This window comes from Pseudomonas sp. ADPe, assembly GCF_014843515.1.
GTDB lineage: Bacteria > Pseudomonadota > Gammaproteobacteria > Pseudomonadales > Pseudomonadaceae > Pseudomonas > Pseudomonas citronellolis.
Genome location: NZ_CP062122.1, coordinates 296694 through 315346, shown reverse-complemented (window position 1 = coordinate 315346; position 18653 = coordinate 296694). Strand labels below are relative to the sequence as shown.

Sequence of the window (18653 nt, the reverse complement as noted above, 5' to 3'; positions counted from 1 at the left end):
TCGTAAGCCGTGCTTCACAATCCCTGGTCGAACAGCTTCTGCACCACCGAGAAGTCCTTGTCGCCGAAGCCCTGCTTGAGCAGCAGGCGGTAGAGGCTGGTGGCCAGGCTGCCCAGCGGCGTGGCGTTGCCGGTGAGCTGCGCGGCCTCCTGGGCCAGGCCGAGGTCCTTGGCCATCAGCGCGCTGAGGAAGCCGCCCTCGTAGCCGCGCGAGGCCGGGGCGTTCTCCATCACCCCGGGCCAGGGGTTGTAGACCTCCAGCGCCCAGTTGCCGCCGGAGCTGCGCCGCATGATCTCGGACAACACGACCGGGTCCAGGCCGTTGGCCACGCCCAGGGCCAGGGATTCGGCGGTGCCGATCATGAGGATGGCCAGCAACTGGTTGTTGCACACCTTGGCCACCTGGCCGGCGCCGTCGCTGCCGGCGTGGAAGATGTTGCGGCCCATGGCGGAGAAGATCGGCCTGGCCTTCTCCAGCACCTGGGCGTCGCCGCCGACCATGAAGGTGAGGGTACCGGCGACGGCGCCGCCGACGCCGCCGGAGACCGGCGCGTCGAGCATGGGAATCCGGCGTTGCGCCGCCGCATGGTGGACCTTGCGCGCCGAGGCTGGGGCGATGGTGGAGCATTCCAGCACCAGGGTGCCGGGGGCGATGTGCTGCAGCAGGCCCTGCTCGCCGAGGTAGAGCCCCTCGACGTGCTGGCTGGCCGGCAGCATGGTGATCACCACGTCGACGCCGTCCACCGCGTCGTGCGCGCTGCGCGCGGCGCTGGCGCCCAGCGGCACCAGGCCGTCGACGGCGCTCTGCACCAGGTCGAAGACCCGCAGCAGGTAACCGGCCTTGAGCAGGTTGGCGGCCATGGGCGCGCCCATGTGGCCGAGGCCGATGAAGGCTATCTGTTTCATCCGCGTTCTCCTCTGGTTGCCAGGGGTGAACGCCACGAAGCACGTCTTTCACGGGGAGGGGGCGGGGCTACAGGTCCGCCAGCGGGTGCGCGCCCTCCCAGGTCGCCTCGAAATGCGCGTCCACCACTGCCTCAGGTATGGCAGCGATCTGTGGCCAGTGCCAGTGCGGCGTGTTGTCCTTGTCGATCAGCCGGGCGCGCACGCCCTCCGGGAATTCCGGGTGGCGGCAGCAGTTCAGGCTCATGGCGTATTCCATGCGGAACACCTCGGCGAGCGACGAATGGCGCGCGCGGCGGATTTGCTCCCAGACCAGCCGGGCGGTCAGCGGGCAGCCGCTGGCCAGGGTCCGCGCGGCCTTGGCCAGCAACGGATCGGCGTCGTTCTGCAGGGCGGCCAGGGCCTGCCAGGCGTCGTTGGCGTCGGCCACGTCGAGCAACTGGTCCAGGCGCTCGCGGCGCGGCAGCAGCTGGGCCTCGGGCAGTTCGCCGCGGGCCTCGTGCTCCAGCGCGCGGAGCAGGCTGTGCAACTGCACCTCGGGCTGTTCGCGCCAGTTCAGCTGGATCAGCCCGGTGATCAGATCCTCCTGCTGGTTGTCCAGCAGGAAGCGGTCGGCCAGGTCCAGGTCCAGCGCGTCGCGGGCGTTCATCTGGGTGGCGCCCAGGCCGAGGAACAGGCCCAGGCGCCCCGGCAGGCGGGCGAGGAACCAACTGGCGCCGACGTCCGGGTACAGGCCGATGCTCACCTCCGGCATGGCCAGGCGGCTGGACGGGGTGACGATGCGCACCCCGGCGCCCTGCATCAGGCCCATGCCGCCGCCCATCACGTAGCCGTGGGCCCAGCACAGCAGCGGCTTGCCGTAGCTGTGGATGAGGTGGTCGAGGCGGTATTCGTCGGCGAAGAAGCGCCGCGCCAGTTCCGGCACCTCGCCGGGGTGTTCGCGGCAGGCGTCGACCAGCTTGCGCACGTCGCCGCCGGCGCAGAAGGCCTTGGTGCCGGCGCCGCGCAGCAGCACGCAGGCGATGTGCGGGTCGTCGCGCCAGATCTGCAGGCGCTGCAGCAGCGCCTCGATCATCGGCAGGCTGAGGGCGTTGAGGCTCTTTTCCGCATCCAGGGTCGCTATGCCGATGCGGAAGCCGTGCAGGCCGTGGCGTTCCTCGAAAAGTACATTCATCGGGTCATCCTTACTTGTTGCGCCAGTTCGGTTCGCGTTTCTCCAGGAAGGCGTTGACGCCCTCGCGGGTGTCGTCGGCGTCGAACAGGTCGACGAAGCGCTCGCGCTCCTCCGGCAGCCAGGTGTTCGGGCCGCGCTCGCGGGCGCCCTGGATCAGCGGCTTGATGGTGCGCACCGCCACCGGGCTCTGCCGCGCCACCTTGGCCGCCAGCAGCAGGGCGGTGCCGCGGGCCTCGCCGCTGTCCACCACCTGCTCCACCAGGCCGATGCGCTGGGCGGTCTCGGCGTCCACCCGCTCGCCGCAGAGGATCATGCGCTTGGCCCAGCCTTCGCCGACCAGCCAGGCCAGCGCCTGGGTGCCGCCGGCGCACGGCAGCAGGCCCACCGCGGCCTCGGGCAGGGCCATCTGCGCGTGGCGCTCGGCGATGCGGATGTCGCAGGCCAGGGCGCATTCCAGGCCGCCGCCCATGGCGTAGCCGTTGATCGCGGCGATGGACACGCCGCGGAAGTCGCGCAGGGCCTCGAAGGCCTCGCCGAAGCGCCGGGCCATTTCCCGGGCGCGGGCCTTGTCGCCGTCGGCGAACATGTTCAGGTCGGCGCCGGCGGAGAAGAACTTCGGCCCCTGGCCGGTGATCACCAGGGCGTAGATGTCGTCGTCGCGGTTGAGGTGCTCGATGAGCTGGCGCAGGCCGATCAGCGAGTCGCGGTCCCAGGTGTTGGCCGGCGGGTGGTTGATGGTGACCAGCGCGGTGTGGCCGTGCTTCTCCACGGTGAGCTTGTGGGTCAGGTCGAAGTGGCCGGGCTTGTAGGGTTCGACGGCGGTGCTCATGGGGTTCTCCTTGGCAGGGCGCGGGCCGTGGCCGGCGCCGGGGTATGCGGGGACTCTAGGGGGCCCGGGCCCGGGCCCGGGCGTCCATGTCCGTTGCGTTCGGATTGGACCGCCCGGGCGGGCGTTTTTTCCATCTTTCTGCGCGGTGCTCGCTCCTCGTAGGATGGATTGAGCCTGCGTGTTGGGCAGGGTGATGGGTATCGCTTCGCTCAACCCATCCTACGGGGCTTCGTGCTTTCCGCTTTTCGCTTTTCGTAGGAGCGAGCTTGCTCGCGAACGATCGGGACGGGTTCGCGAGCAAGCTCGCTCCTACGAAGAGCCGCGCGGGCGCTACAGCAGGCGGTCGAGCATGCCGCCCTGGTCGAGCAGGCGGCGCGCGACTATCACCCGCATGATTTCGTTGGTGCCTTCGAGGATCTGGTGCACGCGGCTGTCGCGCACCCAGCGCTCCAGCGGGTAGTCGTTGAGGTAGCCGTAGCCGCCGTGCAGCTGCAGGGCCTCGTTGCACAGGGCGAAGCAGCGGTCGGTGGCGAAGCGCTTGGCCATGGCGCAGTACAGCGTCGCCTCGGCGTCCTTGTGGTCCAGCTTGTGCGCGGCCAGGCGCACCATCTGGCGGCTGGCGGTGAGGTCGGTGAGCATGTCGGCCAGCTTGAACTGCAGGGCCTGGAACTCGGCCAGGGCCTTGCCGAACTGCTTGCGTTCCTCGACGTAGCGCAGCGACTGCTCCAGCGCCGCCTGGGCCGCGCCCAGGGAGCAGCTGGCGATGTTCAGGCGGCCGCCGTCCAGGCCCTTCATGGCGTAGACGAAGCCCTGGCCTTCCGGGCCGATGCGGTTGCCCGCCGGGATGCGCACGCCTTCGAAGGTAATGGTGCGAGTGGGCTGGGCCTTCCAGCCCATCTTGTCCTCGTTGCGGCCGTAGCGGATGCCCTCGGCGTTGGCCGGCACCAGGAAGCAGGAGATGCCCTTGGCGCCGTCCGCGCCGGTGCGCGCCATGACGATCAGCACGTCGGTGCTGCCTGCGCCGGAGATGAAGGTCTTGGCGCCGTCCAGCACGTACTCCTCGCCGTCGCGGCGGGCGCGGGTGCGCAGGTGCGCGGCGTCGGAGCCGGCGTCCGGCTCGGTGAGGCAGTAGGAGGCCAGCGACTCGCCGCCGATCAGCCCGGGCAGCCACTGCGCCTTGAGCGCGGCGTCGCCGAAGCTGGCGAGCATCCAGGCGGCCATGTTGTGGATGGTGATGTAGGCGGTGGTGGCCACGCAGCCGGCGGCCAGTTGCTCGAAGATCAGCGACGCGGACAGCCGCGACAGGCCCAGGCCGCCGTCGTCCTCGGCGATGTAGAGGCCGAGGTAGCCCTGCTCGGCGGCGCGGCGGATGACGTCGACCGGGAAGTGGTGCTCGCGGTCCCAGTCCGCGGCGTGCGGCGCCAGTTCGTGGCGGGCGAAGGCTTTGGCGCTTTCCACCAGCAGGCGCTGTTCTTCGCTGAGATCGAATTCCATGGAGCCTCCTCGGTTTGTTCTTGTGAAGTGGGACAGCCTGCCACGGTTATAGCGCGAGGCGGGCCCCGCTGTGGATTGACGATCTTGCCTCGAGGATGGACGATCTTGGCATTGGATCGACTTCCCAGGGTATTCATCCGCATGTCCGGCAGCCCGCTTCTTTCGGCCTGGCCCCTGCCGCAGCAGGGCGTCCGCTTCATCACCCCGCCGCGGCTGCGTCGCGCCCTGGCGCGGCACCCGCTGGGCCAGGCCTGCTACCCGCTGGCGCTGGGCTATTATCCGGCCGCCGCCGGGCACCGCATGGAGCGCCAGGCGCCGGACGACCACCTGCTGATCTACTGCAGCGCCGGGGAGGGCTGGCTGACCTGCGCGGATGGACGATTCGAGGTGCTGGCCGGCGACCTGCTGGTGCTGCCCAAGGGCCTGGCCCACGCCTATGGCGCCGCGCCCGGGCGGCCCTGGTCGATCTACTGGGTGCACCTGGACGGCGCCCTGGCCGAGGAGTTGCTGCGCCCGCTGGGCTCCTCGCCGCGCCTGCGGGTGGGCGTGCAGCCGCGCCTGCGCGGGGAGTTCGACGCGCTGCTGGCGCTGCGCCGCCAGGGCCTGAGCCTGCCGCACTTCATCCACGCCGCGCATTTGCTGCAGGCCCTGCTGACCTCCCTGGCGCTGCGCCCGGTGCGCGCCCGGCTGAAGTCCGGCGCGGTGCTGGACATCGAGGCGGTGCAGGCGCTGATGCGCGAGCACCTGGACAGCAGCCTCAACCTCGACGAGCTGGCCGCGCAGTTCCGCCTGTCGCGCTTCCACTTCGCCAAGACCTACCGCGCCCTGACCGGCCGGGCGCCGATCCAGGACTTCATCCGGTTGAAGATGACCCACGCCTGCCGCCTGCTCGACCAGGGCCACCTGGAGGTGCGCCAGGTGGCCGAACAGCTCGGCTATGCCGATGCCTATTACTTCTCGCGGCTGTTCAAGCGGGTGGTGGGGATGGCGCCCAGCCACTACCGGGCGCTGCACCAGGGCTGAGGCTCAGCGGCCGGCGAGCAGGCGCTGCCAGAGCTTCACTTCTTCGTTCAATTGCGTGCGCAACTGCGGGATGGGCTGTTGCAGCGCCGGGCAGCTTTGCGCCAGGCGGCGGAAGGCCGGCAGCTCGGCCAGGGCGTCGCCGGCCAGGGCCGGATTGCGCAGCTGCTCGGCCACCTGCACCAGGTCGGCGAGGTCGGCCGCGCCGTCGTGCTCGCGGCTCCAGCGGCTGCGCTGGCGGGCGCATTCGATGGTCAGGGTGGGCAGCTTCCAGGCGGTCATGATGACCACGCCGATGTCGCCGGACAGTTGCTCGCACAGGCGCTGCAGCGACTCGGCGTCGCGCGGGTACTGCGGCCAGCGCTCCAACTCGGCCAATAGCGGCAGGCTGCCGACGTCCTGCAGCAGGCCGCCGAGGATGGCGTCGTCGGCCTCGGCCACCTGGCTGTGCTGGGCGAGCAGGGCGCTGTAGGCGGCGCGCTCGCGGGCGGCGTTCCAGCGCGCGCGGAACATCTGCTGGAGGATGCGTTCCTTGCCGATGTAGAGGTTGCGCAGGGAGAAGCCCAACACCAGGTTGCCCAGGCGCCGCGTGCCCAGGCGCGCCAAAACGTCGCGCAGCGAGGCGCAGGGGCGCGCGCCGCGCAGCAGCGGGCTTTCGGCGAACTGCATGAGGTAGGCGGCCAGCGGCGGGTCGGCGTTGATCACCCGCGCCAGTTGCTCCAGCGAAGTGCGCGCATCGCCCAGCAGGCGGCGCACGCGCAGGTGCGACTCGGGCATCTGCGGCACCTTGGCCTCGCCCTTGAGAAAACGGTTGTACAGCGCGAAGCGCACGGCGTCGGCAGGGGGGATGGCAGGAGAGCTTTCCGAGGGATCCATGGACTTTGCCGCATTGACAAGGGGCGGGAGCTTTTCTTAGGGTGCGGCGGCCATGTTCCATCAGGTGTCCCATGACCGAGACCGACGATCGTATCAAACTGGAAGAGAGCTGGAAGAGTGCCCTGCGCGAGGAGTTCGACAAGCCGTACATGCGCGAGCTGGGCGAATTCCTGCGCAGGGAGAAGGCCGCCGGCAAGGTGATCTACCCGCCGGGCCCGCTGATCTTCAACGCTCTCAACTCCACGCCGCTGGACAAGGTGAAGGTGGTGATCATCGGCCAGGACCCCTACCACGGTCCCGGCCAGGCCCACGGCCTGTGCTTCTCGGTGCAGCCGGGGGTGCCGGCGCCGCCGTCGCTGCAGAACATCTACAAGGAGCTGCAGCGCGACCTCAACGTCCCCATTCCCAACCACGGCTACCTGCAGCACTGGGCGGAGCAGGGCGTGCTGCTGCTCAACACCTCGCTGACGGTGGAGCAGGCCCGCGCCGGCTCCCACGCCCAGGCCGGCTGGCAGCAGTTCACCGACCGGGTGATCGAGGTGGTCAACGAGCGCTGCGACGGCGTGGTCTTCCTGCTCTGGGGCTCCCACGCGCAGAGCAAGCAGAAGCTGATCGACCCGCGCAAGCACCTGATCCTCAAGTCCGCCCATCCGTCGCCGTTGTCGGCTTACCGTGGCTTCCTCGGCAACGGGCATTTCAGCCGGACCAACAAGTTCCTCGAGCAGAATGGCAAGACGCCGATCGATTGGGCGTTGCCGGAGGTTTGAGGGCTGGGGTGGTGTGGTGTATGCCGGGTGTTTCGGTGCGGGGTGTGACTACGCGCCCTCTCCCCAACCCTCGGCTGCGCGCCCCGCCCTGAAGGGAGAGGGGGCTGTCCTGAGTGGAGTGGAAGTCAGGCTTCATCCTGAAAGTTCTACTGCGTTGAGGTCAGGTTGAAACCGATCAACCCGGCCGCGCCGAACGGCCCCCTCTCCCTCTGGGAGAGGGCTGGGGTGAGGGTAAGGAGTCAACCCGAACACCACTGCCGACGGTGAACACAATCGCGGACGGAGCCCGCTCCTACCCCCTCCGGTAAGCACAAGACCCGTAGGATGGTGTTGAGCGAAGCGATACCCATCACCGCAACTGCCAGCGGTGAACACCGTTCGCGAGCAAGCTCGCTCCTACGAAAAGCCTTCAGCCTTCCCCGTTCAACTCTCCGGCAGCGTATAGCGCTCGGCGAAATACTGCCGGAAGAACTCCACCGCCACCCGCACCCTGGCCGAGCTGGCCAGGGGCGAGGCGTGCACCGCCCAGATGTCCGCCTGTTGCTGGTATTCCGGCAGCACCTGCACCAGGCGGCCGTTGGCCAGGCTGTCGTGCACGTCCCACCAGGAGCGCAGGAGGATGCCGCGGCCGTCCAGGCACCACTGGTGCACCACCTCGCCGTGGTTGGACGACAGCGGACCGGTGACCTTCACGTTCTCCTCGCCGCTGGGCCCCTCCAGGTGCCAGACGCCGAAGGGGTGGTCGCGCTCCTTGATCACCAGGCAGTCGTGGCTGGTCAGCTCGGCCAGGCTGCGCGGCGTGCCGCGTCGTTCCAGGTAGGCCGGCGCCGCGCAGAGCACCCGGCGGTTCTTCGCCAGGGGCTTGGCGATGAGGTTGGCGGCGATCTCGTTGCCCACGCGGATGTCCAGGTCCACGCCCTCGGCCACCAGGTCCACCAGGCGGTCGTGGACGTCCAGGCGGATGTCCAGCTGCGGGTAGCGCGCCGCCAGCTCCGACAGCGCCGGGGCGACGAAGCGCCGGCCCAGGCCCAGGCTGCTGGCGATGCGCAGCTGGCCGCTGGGTTCGCGGTGCAGCGCCGAGACCTCGTCGCCCATGCGCTGCACCGAGTCGAGGATGCGCAGCGCCCAGTGGTACACCCGCTCGCCGTCCTCGCTCACCGACACCCGCCGGGTGGTGCGGTGCAGCAGGCGCACGCCGAGGTTCTGCTCCAGCAGGCGGATGCGCTTGCTGATGAAGGCGGTAGACATGCCCAGCTCGCTGGCGGCGGCGGCGAAGCTCGCGCGCTTGGCGACCTGGACGAAGACGGCGAGGTCTTCCAGGTTCGGCAGATTGTTCACGATTCGTGTCTTAAGAATCCATGGAAAGCGGGATTATGTTTTCGAATGGCGCTTATAGCATGGTCGGCACGACAAGCCCTACAGCCACAAGAGTGTGCCCAGCATGAGCAAGACCTATCGCATCGCCGCCATCGCCGGCGACGGCATCGGCAACGAAGTCCTCCCCGAAGGCCTGCGCGTCGTCCAGGCGGCGGCCGCCAAACACGGCCTGGCGCTGGAGTTCGAGCACTTCGAGTGGGCCAGCTGCGACTACTACCTGCAGCACGGCAAGATGATGCCCGACGACTGGTTCCAGCAGCTGCAGGGCTTCGACGCCCTGTACTTCGGCGCGGTCGGCTGGCCGGACAAGGTGCCCGACCACATCTCCCTGTGGGGCTCGCTGCTGAAGTTCCGCCGCGAGTTCGACCAGTACGTGAACATCCGCCCGGTGCGCCTGTTCCCCGGCGTGCCGTGCCCGCTGGCCAACAAACAGCCCGGCGACATCGACTTCGTGGTGATCCGCGAGAACACCGAGGGCGAGTACTCCTCCCTGGGCGGGCGCATGTTCGAGGGTACCGAGAACGAGTTCGTGCTGCAGGAATCGGTATTCACCCGCCGCGGCGTCGACCGCATCCTCAAGTACGCCTTCGACCTGGCCCAGAGCCGCGAGCGCAAGCGCCTGACCTCGGCCACCAAGTCCAACGGCATGGCCGTGAGCATGCCCTACTGGGACGAGCGCACCGAGGCCATGGCCGCGAACTACCCGCAGATCACCTGGGACAAGCAGCACATCGACATACTCTGCGCGCGCTTCGTGCTGCAGCCCGAGCGCTTCGACGTGGTGGTGGCCTCCAACCTGTTCGGCGACATCCTCTCCGACCTCGGCCCGGCCTGCGCCGGCACCATCGGCATCGCACCCTCGGCCAACCTCAACCCCGAGCGCAAGTTCCCCTCGCTGTTCGAGCCGGTGCATGGCTCGGCGCCGGACATCTACGGCAAGAACATCGCCAACCCCATCGCCATGATCTGGTCCGGCGCGCTGATGCTGGACTTCCTCGGCCAGGGCGATGCGCGCTACCGCGCCGCCCATGACGACATCCTCGCGGCCATCGAGCAGGTCATCGCCGAAGGCGAGGTGACCCGCGACATGGGCGGCCAGCGCTCCACCCAGGAAGTGGGCGAGGCCATCGCCGCGCGCGTCGCCGGCTGAGTTCCCCCGGCCCGCTGCGCAACGGGAAGGCGCAGCGGGCCGCCAATGATCCGGAAGGCCCCATGAGACCTGCGCTTCAGGCTTGCAGGGAGAAAGCGTTGCGGGCACAATGTTAACCATTGGATTTTGGTTAACTTAAGGTTTACAGAAGGAAGCGCAAGCACAGCCGAACGAAACAATCCTTCCCACCCACAGACGGGATTTGCCTACCCGCGGGCGGGGAGACTTCCATAGCTCCAGGAGTCGATTGATGTCGCACAAGAACAAAAAGATTGATGTGTTCCTGATTACCGTAAGCCTCGTCGCCGTGCTGCTCACCGTGGTCGGCCTGGCCGCGTTCCCGGAACAGTCCGGGCAGCTGGCCAACACCCTGTTCGAACTCTCCACCCGCACCTTCGGTACCAGCGTGCAGTTGCTGGTGTTCTCCAGCTCCCTGGTGGTGCTGTACCTGGCCTTCAGCAAGTACGGCCACATCCGCCTGGGGAGCGGCAAGCCGGAATACTCCACCGCCACCTGGGTGTTCATGTTCATCTGCGCCGGCATGGGTTCCTCGACCCTGTACTGGGGCGTGATGGAGTGGGCCTACTACTACCAGACCCCCGGCCTGAACATGGTCCCCGAGTCGGCCCAGGCGCTGGAATACAGCGTCAGCTACTCGTTCTTCCACTGGGGCATCAGCGCCTGGTCGATCTACGCCCTGGCCTCGCTGGCCATGGCCTACCACTTCCACGTGCGCAAGAAGAGCGGCCTGAACCTGGCTTCCATCGTCGAGGCCGTCACCGGCTTCAAGGCCACCGGCCCGGTGGGCCGCGCGGTGGACCTGATCTTCCTGCTGACCATGATGGGCGCGCTCACCGTGTCCCTGGCGCTGACCGCCTCGACCCTGACCCGCGGCCTCTCCGGCCTGGTCGGCACGCCGGACACCTTCATGGTGCAGCTGATGGTCATCGGCGTGATCGCCGTGCTCTTCTCGCTCAGCTCCTACATCGGCATCGACGGCGGCCTGCAGCACCTGAGCAAGATGGTCTGCTACGGCGCCCTGGTGTTCGCCGCGGTGGTGCTGCTGGTCGGCCCGACGCAGTTCACCATCAACAACACGGCCAACGCCGTCGGCCTGATGATCCAGAACTACGTGCACATGAGCCTGTTCACCGACCCGGCCGGGGATGGCGCCTTCACCCGCAACTGGACGGTGTTCTACTGGCTCTGGTGGGTGTCCTACGCGCCCGGCGTGGCCATGTTCGTGACCCGCGTGTCGCGCGGCCGGCAGATCAGGGAAGTGGTGTTCGCCCTGTTGATGGGCGGCAGCTTCGGTTGCTGGTTCTTCTTCGGCGCGCTGGAAAGCTACAGCATGCACCAGTTCATCACTGGGGCCATCGACGTGCCGAAGATCCTCAGCGAGCACGGCGGCGAGAGCGCGGTGGAAGCGCTGCTGGCGGCCCTGCCCATGGGCAAGGCGTTCCTCGCCGTGTACCTGTTCATCATGGCGGTGTTCTGCGCCTCGCACATGGACGCCGCGGCCTACGCGGTGGCCGCCACCAGCACCCGCAACCTGCAGGAAGGCGACGACCCGACGCCGACCCACCGGCTGTTCTGGTGCGTGACCCTGACCCTGGTGCCGCTGGCCATGCTCTTCGCCAAGGCCTCGCTGTCGACCATGAAGACCGCGGTGGTGCTGACCGCCATCCCGTTCATGGCGATCCTGCTGGTGAAGATCTACGGCTTCCTCAAGTGGATGGTGCAGGACTACGGCTCGATGCCGGCGCACCTGATCGAGGAAGAGGCCGCCCGCCTGGCCGGCGAGGAGCCCCACGCCGAGCCGCAGCCGGTGGCCGCCGCGGCGCCCGCGCAGTAAGGAATACGGCCTGCCTCCCGAGCGGAGGCGGGCACCCCGCGGCAAATTTTTTTGCCCGGCTTGTTAACCAACAGATATCCGTTAACCAATAAGTAAAAAGCACGGCGACGCCCGTGCCTGAAACCGGAGACCAACCGATGAACGACTTCCAGCGCCTGCCAGCCGATTTCTGCGCCAACCACGAAGAAGCCTTCACCATTCCCGCGCACTTCTACACCAGCAAGGCGGTGTACGAGCACGAGAAGGAAGCCATCTTCGCCCGCAGCTGGATCTGCGTGGGGCACCGCAGCGAGGTGGCGGAGAACAACGCCTACATCACCCGCGAAGTGATCGGCGAAAGCATCATCGTCGTGCGCGGCCGCGACGGCGTGCTGCGCGCCTTCTACAACGTCTGCCCGCACCGCGGCCACCAGTTGCTGGAAGGCAGCGGCAAGGCCAAGAACGTCATCGCCTGCCCGTACCACGCCTGGACCTTCAAGCTCGACGGCGAGCTGACCCACGTGCGCAACTGCGACGCCGTGCAGGGCTTCGACAAGGGCGACTACGGCCTGGTGCCGCTGCGCGTGGAGGAATACGCCGGCTTCATCTTCATCAACATGGACAACGACGCCGGCAGCGTCGAAGACCAGTTGCCGGGCCTGCAGGCGCGCATGCGCCAGGCCTGCGCGGTGATCGACGACCTGCAGCTGGCGGCGCGCTTCGTCACCGAAACCCCGGCCAACTGGAAGTCCATCGTCGACAACTACCTGGAGTGCTACCACTGCGGCCCGGCGCACCCCAGCTTCGCCGACTCGGTGGACGTCGGCCAGTACGGCCACACCCTGCACGGCAACTGGTCGCTGCAGTACGGCATCGCCAAGTCCTCGGAGCAGTCGTTCAAGGTCGACGAGTCGGTCAAGGACCCGTCCTTCGCCGGCTTCTGGGCCTGGCCGTGCACCATGTTCAACGTGCCGCCGGGCGCCAACTTCATGACCGTGATCTACGAGTTCCCGGTGGACGCCGAGACCACCCTGCAGCACTACGACATCTACTTCCTCGACAAGGAGCTGACCGAGGAGCAGAAGGTGCTGGTGGAGTGGTACCGCGACGTGTTCCGCCCCGAGGACCTGCGCCTGGTGGAAAGCGTGCAGAAGGGCCTGAAGTCCCGCGGCTACCGCGGCCAGGGCCGGATCATGGTGGACAAGCAGCGCAGCGGCATCAGCGAGCACGGCATCGCCCACTTCCACAACCTGATCGCCGTCGCTCACCTGGAAGGCTGATGGCCAGCGCCGCCACCGAGGTGATCGCACTGGCTAGCGCCACCCAGCTGATCTCCAACGAGGTGGCGCCGTTCGGCGGGGTGAAGCGGTCCGGCCTGGGCCGCGAGGGCTCCAAGTACGGCATCGAGGACTATCTGGAAATCAAGTACCTGTGCCTCGCCGTTTGAGCGGGGATAGGTCGCGGCGAGCGGCAGGGCCTGCCGCTCGCCGATGCAGTCGAGGTGAATGATGGCCAACAAATACGAGATGTTCAGCGTCCGCGTCAGCGCGGTGGAACAGGCGACGCCGCTGATCAAGCGCTTCACCCTGGTGCGCGAGGACGGCCAGCCGCTGCCGGCGTTCAGCGGCGGCAGCCATGTGATCGTGCAGGACCCGGCGGGTAGTTTCAGCAACGCCTACTCGCTGATGAGCGACCCGCGCGACCTCAGCCACTACCAGATCGGCGTGCGCCTGGAAGAGCAGTCCAGGGGCGGCTCGGCCTTCATGCACGGCCAGGTGGAGGTCGGTACCCGGCTGACCATCTCTACGCCGAACAACCTGTTCGCCCTGGACCCCGGCGCCGGGCGCCACGTGCTGATCGCCGGCGGCATCGGCATCACCCCGTTCCTGGCCCAGCTGCACGACCTGGAAGGCGGCGCTACGCCCTACGAGCTGCACTATGCGTTCCGCAGCCCGGAGCACGGCGCGTTCCAGGCCGAGCTGGAGCAGGGCCCGCATGCCGGGCACGTGCGCTTCTACATCGACAGCCTGGGGCGCAAGCTCGACCTGGCGGCGCTGTTCGCCGGCCTGGCCGCGGATGCCCATGTGTACGTGTGCGGGCCCAAGCCGCTGATCGATGCGGTGATCGAAGGCGCCAAGGCAGCCGGCATCGCGGACGAGCGCGTGCACTGGGAACAGTTCGCCGCCGCCCCGGCCGAAGGCGCCGCCTTCACCGTGGTGCTGGCCCGCTCCGGCCGCGAACTGCGGGTGGAGGAGGGCATGACCATCCTCCAGGCCATCGAGAACGTGAAGGCGGCCAAGGTCGAATGCCTGTGCCGCGAGGGCGTCTGCGGCACCTGCGAGACGGCGATCCTCGAAGGCGAGGCGGAGCACTTCGACCAGTACCTGAGCGACGCGGAAAAGGCCGCGCAGCAGAGCCTGATGCTGTGCGTATCGCGCGCCCGGACGGCGCGGTTGGTGATCGATCTCTGACACCGATGCGCTTCGTAGGAGCGCGCCCTGCGCGCGAATCGCGGGCAGGGCCCGCTCCTACAGGTGGTTAGCCGGAGGTATCGGCGCGATTCGCGGATGAGATCCGCTCCTACGGGGTGGCCTCACGATTATGCCAGGGCTGCTCTTCGTAGGAGCGAGCTTGCTCGCGAACCCAACCATCCGTCACTGGGTTATTCCCCTTCGGGCCAGCGCAAGCGCTGTTCGCGATGGAGCCGCGTCCCGCGTTCGCGGGAATGACGAGGATAGTAAGGAGTTTCAGGATGACTCCAAACTTCCCATCCGCTCAGGACAGCCCCCTCTCCCTTCAGGGAGAGGGTTGGGGAGAGGGGCTCTTCGCGCCCGGCCCGCCTCAATGCTTGATCATCACGTGCCGCGCCACCGTGTAGTCCTCCAGGCCGTACAGCGACAGGTCCTTGCCGTAGCCGGACTGCTTGAAGCCGCCGTGGGGCATTTCGCTGCACAGCATGAAGTGGGTGTTGACCCAGGTACAGCCGTACTGCAGGCGCGCCGCCACCCGGCTGGCGCGGCCGACGTCGCGGGTCCACACCGAGCTGGCCAGGCCGTACTCGGAGTCGTTGGCCCAGCGGATGGCCTGCTCGACGTCGCTGAACGGGGTGACCGAGACCACCGGGCCGAACACCTCGTTACGCACTATCTCGTCGTCCTGCTGGGCGTTGGCCACCACCGTCGGCTGGTAGAAGAAGCCGTTGCCGGCCACCGCCGCGCCGCCGGTGGCGATGCGGATGTGCGGGCTGGCCTTGGCCCGTTCGACGAAGCCGGAGACGCGCTCGCGCTGGCTGGCGGTGATCAGCGGGCCCAGCTCGGTGGCCGGGTCGTCCTGCAGGCCGGTCTTCAGGCTGGACACGGCGTTGGCCAGGTCGGCGACGAAGTTGTCGTAGATCTTCTTGCCGGCGTAGATGCGGCAGGCCGCGGTGCAGTCCTGGCCGGCGTTGTAGAAGCCGAAGGTGCGGATGCCCTCGACCACGTCGGCCAGGTCGGCATCGTCGAAGACGATCACCGGGGCCTTGCCGCCCAGTTCCATGTGCAGGCGCTTCACGCTGTCGGCGGCGCTGCGGATGATGTGCTTGCCGGTGCCCACCGAGCCGGTCAGCGAGACCATGCGCACCAGCGCATGGCTGACCAGCGGGCTGCCCACCGTGGGGCCGCGGCCGAACACCAGGTTGACCACCCCGGCGGGGAGCAGCTCGGCGATGAACTCGGCCAGGCGCAGGGCGGTCAGCGGCGTCTGCTCCGAGGGCTTGAGCACCACGCAGTTGCCGGCGGCCAGGGCCGGGCCGAGTTTCCAGGCGGCCATCATCAGCGGGTAGTTCCAGGGCGCGATGGAGGCGATTACTCCCACCGGGTCGCGGCGGATCATCGAGGTGAAACCGGGCAGGTACTCGCCGGCCGCCGAGCCGGGCAGGCAGCGGCAGGCCCCGGCGAAGAAGCGGAACACGTCGGCGATGGCCGGGATCTCGTCGTTCAGCGCGGCGGCGTAGGGCTTGCCGCAGTTCTGCGATTCCAGGCGCGCCAGCTCCGCGGCGTGTTCCTCGATTTTGTCGGCCAGGCGCAGCAGGAGCTGCGCGCGGTCCTTCGGGGTGGTCTGCGACCAGCCGTCGAAGGCGGCGTCGGCGGCGCGCACGGCGGCGTCCACCTGGGCCTCGCTGGCCTCGGCTATCTGGCCCAGCACCTCGCCGGTGGAGGGGTTGAGGATGTCCAGTTTCTCGCCTTCGCCGGCGACGAACTGGCCGTTGATCAGGAGTTTGCTTTGCATTGCGGGGCTCCTCTGCTTCGGTGGCTGGATGCCCGCCGCGGCGGGCCGCCGGTTCACTTGCCGCCGCCGGCCACGTCGCTGGTGCCGCGGGTCAGGTAGTAGGCGCCGAGGATCGGCAGCATGGTCGCCAGCATCACCAGCATGGCCACCACGTTGGTGATGGGCACGTCGCGCGGGCGCGTCAGCTGGTTCAGCAGCCACAGCGGCAGGGTGCGCTCGTGGCCGGCGGTGAAGGTGGTGACGATGATCTCGTCGAAGGACAGCGCGAAGGCCAGCATGCCGCCGGCCAGCAGGGCGGTGGCGATATTCGGCAGGACGATGTAGCGGAAGGTCTGCCAGCCGTCGGCGCCCAGGTCCATGGAGGCCTCGATGAGGCTGAACGAGGTGCGGCGGAAGCGCGCGATCACGTTGTTGTAGACGATCACCACGCAGAAGGTGGCGTGGCCGATGACGATGGTCAGGAAGCCTGGCTCGATGCCGAGGGTCTTGAACGCCGAGAGCAGGGCGATACCGGTGATGATGCCGGGCAGGGCGATGGGCAGGATCAGCATCAGCGAGATGCCCTCCTTGCCGAAGAAGTCGCGGCGGTACAGCGCGCCGGCGGCCAGGGTGCCGAGGACCATGGCCACCAGGGTGGCGACGCAGGCGATCTTCACCGACAGCCAGATGGCGTCGAGCACGTCGCCGCGCTGGGCCACCTCGGCGAACCAGCGCAGGGTGAAGCCCTGCAGCGGGAAGCTGTAGGCCGACTCCTCGGTGTTGAAGGCGTAGAGCAGGATCACCAGGATCGGGAAGTGCAGGAACACCAGCCCGCCCCAGGCGGCCAGGCGCAAGGCCCAGGAAGCTCGCTCAGAGTGCATCGAAGGCCCCCAGCCGCTTGGCGATGGACAGGTAGACGGCGATCAGCACGATGGGCACCAGGGTGAAGGCCGCGGCCAGCGGCATGTTGCCGATGGAGCCCTGCTGCACATAGACCATGGTGCCGATGAACAGCCCGCTGGGGCCCACCAGCTGCGGGATGATGAAGTCGCCCAGGGTCAGGCTGAAGGTGAAGATGGAGCCGGCCACCACGCCGGGGAAGGCCAGCGGCAGGATGACCTGGGCGAAGGTCTGCCGCGGCCGCGCGCCCAGGTCGGCGCTGGCTTGCAGCAGCGACGGCGGCAGGCGTTCCAGGGCGGCCTGGATCGGCAGGATCATGAACGGCAGCCAGATGTAGGTGAACACCCAGAAGCGCCCCAGGTGCGAGGTGGACAGGGTGTTGCCGCCCACCCCGGGCACGTCCAGCAGCAGGTCGAGCAGGCCCAGCAGGTGCAGCTTCTCGATGATCCAGTAGAGGATGCCGCCCTTGGCCAGGATCACCGTCCAGGCGTAGGCCTTGACGATGTAGCTGGCCCACATCGGCAGCATCACCGCGATATAGAAGAAGGCCTTTTCCTTGGGCCCGGCGAAGCGCGCCATGTAGTAGGCGATGGGGAAGGCCAGCACGGCGCTGGCCAGGGACACCGCCACGGCCATGCCCAGGGTGCGCAGCACGATGTCGTAGTTGGCCGGGTTGAACAGCGCCGCGTAGTTGGCCAGGGTCAGCTGCGGCGTCACCGCCATGGTGAAGTCGTCGAAGGTGTAGAAGCTCTGCCAGAGCAGGGCGAACAGCGCGCCGATGTAGATCACCCCGAACCACAGCAGCGGCGGGATCAGCAGCATCAGCAGGTAGAGGTTGCTGCGCCGGTAGAGGAAGCTTGTGACGGCGCGCATCATGGCAGCGGTTCCTCGCGCAGCGGCACCAGCGCGCTGCGCGCCCAGCAGGCGCTGACCGCCTCGCCGGGCTGCGGGCGCTGCTCCTCGCGCTCGCCGTTGGGTAGCGCGGCCACCAGCCGGCCGCCGGCGTCCAGGGCGATCTCGTAGCGGCTGGCGGCGCCCAGGTACTGCACGTCCACCAGGGTGCCGGCGACCTGCAGCTCACCCTCGCGCGGCTGGCCGAAGCGCACGTGCTCCGGGCGCAGCGACCAGGCCCCGGCCGCGCCGAGCAGGCGCCGGGCGAGGTCGCCGCGCAGCACGTTGGCGGTGCCGACGAACTCGGCGACGAAGGGCGTGGCCGGCTTCATGTAGAGGTTGCGCGGGGTGTCCACCTGTTCGATGCGGCCCTTGTTGAACACCGCCACGCGGTCGGACATGGACAGCGCCTCGCCCTGGTCGTGGGTGACGAAGATGAAGGTGATGCCCAGCTGGCGCTGCAGTTTCTTCAGCTCCACCTGCATCTGCTCGCGCAGCTTCAGGTCCAGCGCGCCCAGGGGCTCGTCCAACAGCAGCACCCGCGGGCGGTTGACCAGGGCCCGGGCCAGGGCCACGCGCTGGCGCTGGCCGCCGGAGAGCTGCGCCGGCTTGCGGCTGCCGTAGCCGCCGAGGGCGACCATGTCCAACGCCTCTTCGGCGCGCTTGAGGCGCTCGGCCTTGGCCACGCCCTTGACCTTGAGGCCGTAGGCGACGTTGTCCAGCACGTTCATGTGCGGGAACAGCGCGTAGTCCTGGAACACCGTGTTCACGTCGCGCTCGTAGGGCGGCAGCCCGGCGGCCTCCTGGCCGTGGATGCGGATGGAGCCGGAGGAGGGCTGCTCGAACCCGGCGATCAGGCGCAGGCAGGTGGTCTTGCCCGAGCCGGAGGGGCCGAGCATGGAGAAGAACTCGCCGTCGCGGATTTCGATGGACACCCGGTCGACGGCTTTCACCTCGCCGTAGTGGCGGCTCACCTCGGTGAACTGGACGGCTGTGGTCATGGCGCTACCCGCGTGGCTGGTGTGCTTTAACAGGGTAGTGCATGGGGGAGGGGCCGACGTGGGGCGTACGACCGTTTGCGGTTGTATGCCGTTGTGCCTGAGGTCGAACCCGGGTGGGCCGGAGACCAAGGTCAGGCGGCGGATAACCGCGAACGGTTATTCGCCCTACGCTCCTGGATGCTTGATCGTGGCG

General features: G+C 68.3%; 16 protein-coding genes and 1 pseudogene. 7 read left to right on the top strand and 10 right to left on the bottom strand.

Annotated elements, in window-relative coordinates:
• Positions 1–14: 14 nt before the first annotated feature.
• The 4 genes from mmsB to IG194_RS01315 form a co-directional block, all read right to left on the bottom strand.
• Positions 15–905: a 3-hydroxyisobutyrate dehydrogenase gene (gene mmsB, locus IG194_RS01330; RefSeq protein ID WP_058490195.1), complete on the bottom strand. Its 891-nt coding sequence runs from the start codon at positions 903–905 to the stop codon at positions 15–17.
• A gap of 67 nt (positions 906–972) precedes the next feature.
• Positions 973–2076 carry an enoyl-CoA hydratase/isomerase family protein gene (locus tag IG194_RS01325; protein ID WP_009618755.1) on the bottom strand — a complete coding sequence of 368 codons (1104 nt, stop codon included), beginning with the start codon at positions 2074–2076 and terminating at the stop codon, positions 973–975.
• Positions 2077–2086: 10 nt separating this feature from the next.
• Positions 2087–2905, bottom strand: coding sequence for an enoyl-CoA hydratase (locus IG194_RS01320; RefSeq protein ID WP_009618757.1), 819 nt, complete (start codon positions 2903–2905; stop codon positions 2087–2089).
• Positions 2906–3235: 330 nt separating this feature from the next.
• Positions 3236–4399 (bottom strand): isobutyryl-CoA dehydrogenase, encoded by a 1164-nt coding sequence (locus tag IG194_RS01315; RefSeq protein WP_058070267.1) that lies wholly within the window; start codon positions 4397–4399, stop codon positions 3236–3238.
• Between the two features lie 141 nt (positions 4400–4540).
• On the opposite strand from IG194_RS01315, the gene IG194_RS01310 reads away from it, so the two are divergent.
• A complete protein-coding gene (locus tag IG194_RS01310; RefSeq protein WP_058490194.1) occupies positions 4541–5422 on the top strand; it encodes an AraC family transcriptional regulator in 882 nt (293 codons plus the stop codon).
• A 3-nt stretch (positions 5423–5425) separates the two neighbouring features.
• On the opposite strand, the gene IG194_RS01305 is transcribed toward IG194_RS01310, so the two are convergent.
• Entirely contained in the window at positions 5426–6295 is an 870-nt protein-coding gene (locus IG194_RS01305) for an HDOD domain-containing protein (RefSeq protein WP_192353632.1), read from the bottom strand.
• A gap of 71 nt (positions 6296–6366) precedes the next feature.
• Here IG194_RS01305 and ung point away from each other — a divergent pair, with 71 nt between their 5' ends.
• Positions 6367–7062, top strand: a complete 696-nt coding sequence (ung, locus tag IG194_RS01300) for a uracil-DNA glycosylase (RefSeq protein WP_043272115.1) — start codon at positions 6367–6369, stop codon at positions 7060–7062.
• 423 nt (positions 7063–7485) lie between these two features.
• On the opposite strand, the gene IG194_RS01295 is transcribed toward ung, so the two are convergent.
• Positions 7486–8400 (bottom strand): LysR substrate-binding domain-containing protein, encoded by a 915-nt coding sequence (locus IG194_RS01295; RefSeq protein ID WP_058490193.1) that lies wholly within the window; start codon positions 8398–8400, stop codon positions 7486–7488.
• A gap of 103 nt (positions 8401–8503) precedes the next feature.
• Between IG194_RS01295 and IG194_RS01290 the strand changes: the two genes are divergently transcribed.
• The 5 genes and pseudogenes from IG194_RS01290 to IG194_RS01270 all read left to right on the top strand — a co-directional run bounded on the left by IG194_RS01290 (position 8504) and on the right by IG194_RS01270 (position 13894).
• Positions 8504–9589 carry a tartrate dehydrogenase gene (locus IG194_RS01290; protein ID WP_058490192.1) on the top strand — a complete coding sequence of 362 codons (1086 nt, stop codon included), beginning with the start codon at positions 8504–8506 and terminating at the stop codon, positions 9587–9589.
• A gap of 250 nt (positions 9590–9839) precedes the next feature.
• Positions 9840–11444 (top strand): BCCT family transporter, encoded by a 1605-nt coding sequence (locus IG194_RS01285; protein WP_043318202.1) that lies wholly within the window; start codon positions 9840–9842, stop codon positions 11442–11444.
• A gap of 137 nt (positions 11445–11581) precedes the next feature.
• The gene (locus IG194_RS01280) at positions 11582–12703 is read left to right on the top strand and encodes an aromatic ring-hydroxylating oxygenase subunit alpha (protein ID WP_058490191.1); all 1122 of its coding nucleotides are present in this window, start codon (positions 11582–11584) and stop codon (positions 12701–12703) included.
• Positions 12704–12744: 41 nt separating this feature from the next.
• Positions 12745–12870 (top strand): annotated as a pseudogene (locus IG194_RS01275) (aldehyde dehydrogenase family protein); the annotation flags it as partial.
• 61 nt (positions 12871–12931) lie between these two features.
• Positions 12932–13894, top strand: a complete 963-nt coding sequence (locus IG194_RS01270; protein ID WP_058490190.1) for a PDR/VanB family oxidoreductase — start codon at positions 12932–12934, stop codon at positions 13892–13894.
• Positions 13895–14264: 370 nt separating this feature from the next.
• Here the strand turns inward: IG194_RS01270 and IG194_RS01265 are convergent, their stop codons facing one another.
• The 4 genes from IG194_RS01265 to IG194_RS01250 are packed head-to-tail and all read right to left on the bottom strand — an operon-like array spanning position 14265 to position 18460.
• Positions 14265–15689 carry a gamma-aminobutyraldehyde dehydrogenase gene (locus IG194_RS01265; RefSeq protein ID WP_058490189.1) on the bottom strand — a complete coding sequence of 475 codons (1425 nt, stop codon included), beginning with the start codon at positions 15687–15689 and terminating at the stop codon, positions 14265–14267.
• Positions 15690–15742: 53 nt separating this feature from the next.
• A complete protein-coding gene (locus IG194_RS01260; protein WP_009618775.1) occupies positions 15743–16549 on the bottom strand; it encodes an ABC transporter permease in 807 nt (268 codons plus the stop codon).
• Positions 16539–17444, bottom strand: coding sequence for an ABC transporter permease (locus IG194_RS01255; RefSeq protein ID WP_082996399.1), 906 nt, complete (start codon positions 17442–17444; stop codon positions 16539–16541). The genes IG194_RS01260 and IG194_RS01255 overlap by 11 nt, the downstream gene beginning before the upstream one ends.
• Positions 17441–18460, bottom strand: a complete 1020-nt coding sequence (locus tag IG194_RS01250) for an ABC transporter ATP-binding protein (protein WP_058490188.1) — start codon at positions 18458–18460, stop codon at positions 17441–17443. Before IG194_RS01250 ends, IG194_RS01255 begins: the two co-directional genes overlap by 4 nt.
• Positions 18461–18653: the final 193 nt, after the last annotated feature.

Excerpts from the sequence above, each read along its gene's own strand:
- mmsB (WP_058490195.1), bottom strand. The coding sequence starts at position 905 with ATGAAACAGATAGCCTTCATCGGCCTCGGCCACATGGGCGCGCCCATG.
- IG194_RS01325 (WP_009618755.1), bottom strand. The coding sequence starts at position 2,076 with ATGAATGTACTTTTCGAGGAACGCCACGGCCTGCACGGCTTCCGCATC.
- IG194_RS01320 (WP_009618757.1), bottom strand. The coding sequence starts at position 2,905 with ATGAGCACCGCCGTCGAACCCTACAAGCCCGGCCACTTCGACCTGACC.
- IG194_RS01315 (WP_058070267.1), bottom strand. The coding sequence starts at position 4,399 with ATGGAATTCGATCTCAGCGAAGAACAGCGCCTGCTGGTGGAAAGCGCC.
- IG194_RS01310 (WP_058490194.1), top strand. The coding sequence starts at position 4,541 with ATGTCCGGCAGCCCGCTTCTTTCGGCCTGGCCCCTGCCGCAGCAGGGC.
- IG194_RS01305 (WP_192353632.1), bottom strand. The coding sequence starts at position 6,295 with ATGGATCCCTCGGAAAGCTCTCCTGCCATCCCCCCTGCCGACGCCGTG.
- ung (WP_043272115.1), top strand. The coding sequence starts at position 6,367 with ATGACCGAGACCGACGATCGTATCAAACTGGAAGAGAGCTGGAAGAGT.
- IG194_RS01290 (WP_058490192.1), top strand. The coding sequence starts at position 8,504 with ATGAGCAAGACCTATCGCATCGCCGCCATCGCCGGCGACGGCATCGGC.
- IG194_RS01285 (WP_043318202.1), top strand. The coding sequence starts at position 9,840 with ATGTCGCACAAGAACAAAAAGATTGATGTGTTCCTGATTACCGTAAGC.
- IG194_RS01280 (WP_058490191.1), top strand. The coding sequence starts at position 11,582 with ATGAACGACTTCCAGCGCCTGCCAGCCGATTTCTGCGCCAACCACGAA.
- IG194_RS01270 (WP_058490190.1), top strand. The coding sequence starts at position 12,932 with ATGGCCAACAAATACGAGATGTTCAGCGTCCGCGTCAGCGCGGTGGAA.
- IG194_RS01265 (WP_058490189.1), bottom strand. The coding sequence starts at position 15,689 with ATGCAAAGCAAACTCCTGATCAACGGCCAGTTCGTCGCCGGCGAAGGC.
- IG194_RS01260 (WP_009618775.1), bottom strand. The coding sequence starts at position 16,549 with ATGCACTCTGAGCGAGCTTCCTGGGCCTTGCGCCTGGCCGCCTGGGGC.
- IG194_RS01255 (WP_082996399.1), bottom strand. The coding sequence starts at position 17,444 with ATGATGCGCGCCGTCACAAGCTTCCTCTACCGGCGCAGCAACCTCTAC.
- IG194_RS01250 (WP_058490188.1), bottom strand. The coding sequence starts at position 18,460 with ATGACCACAGCCGTCCAGTTCACCGAGGTGAGCCGCCACTACGGCGAG.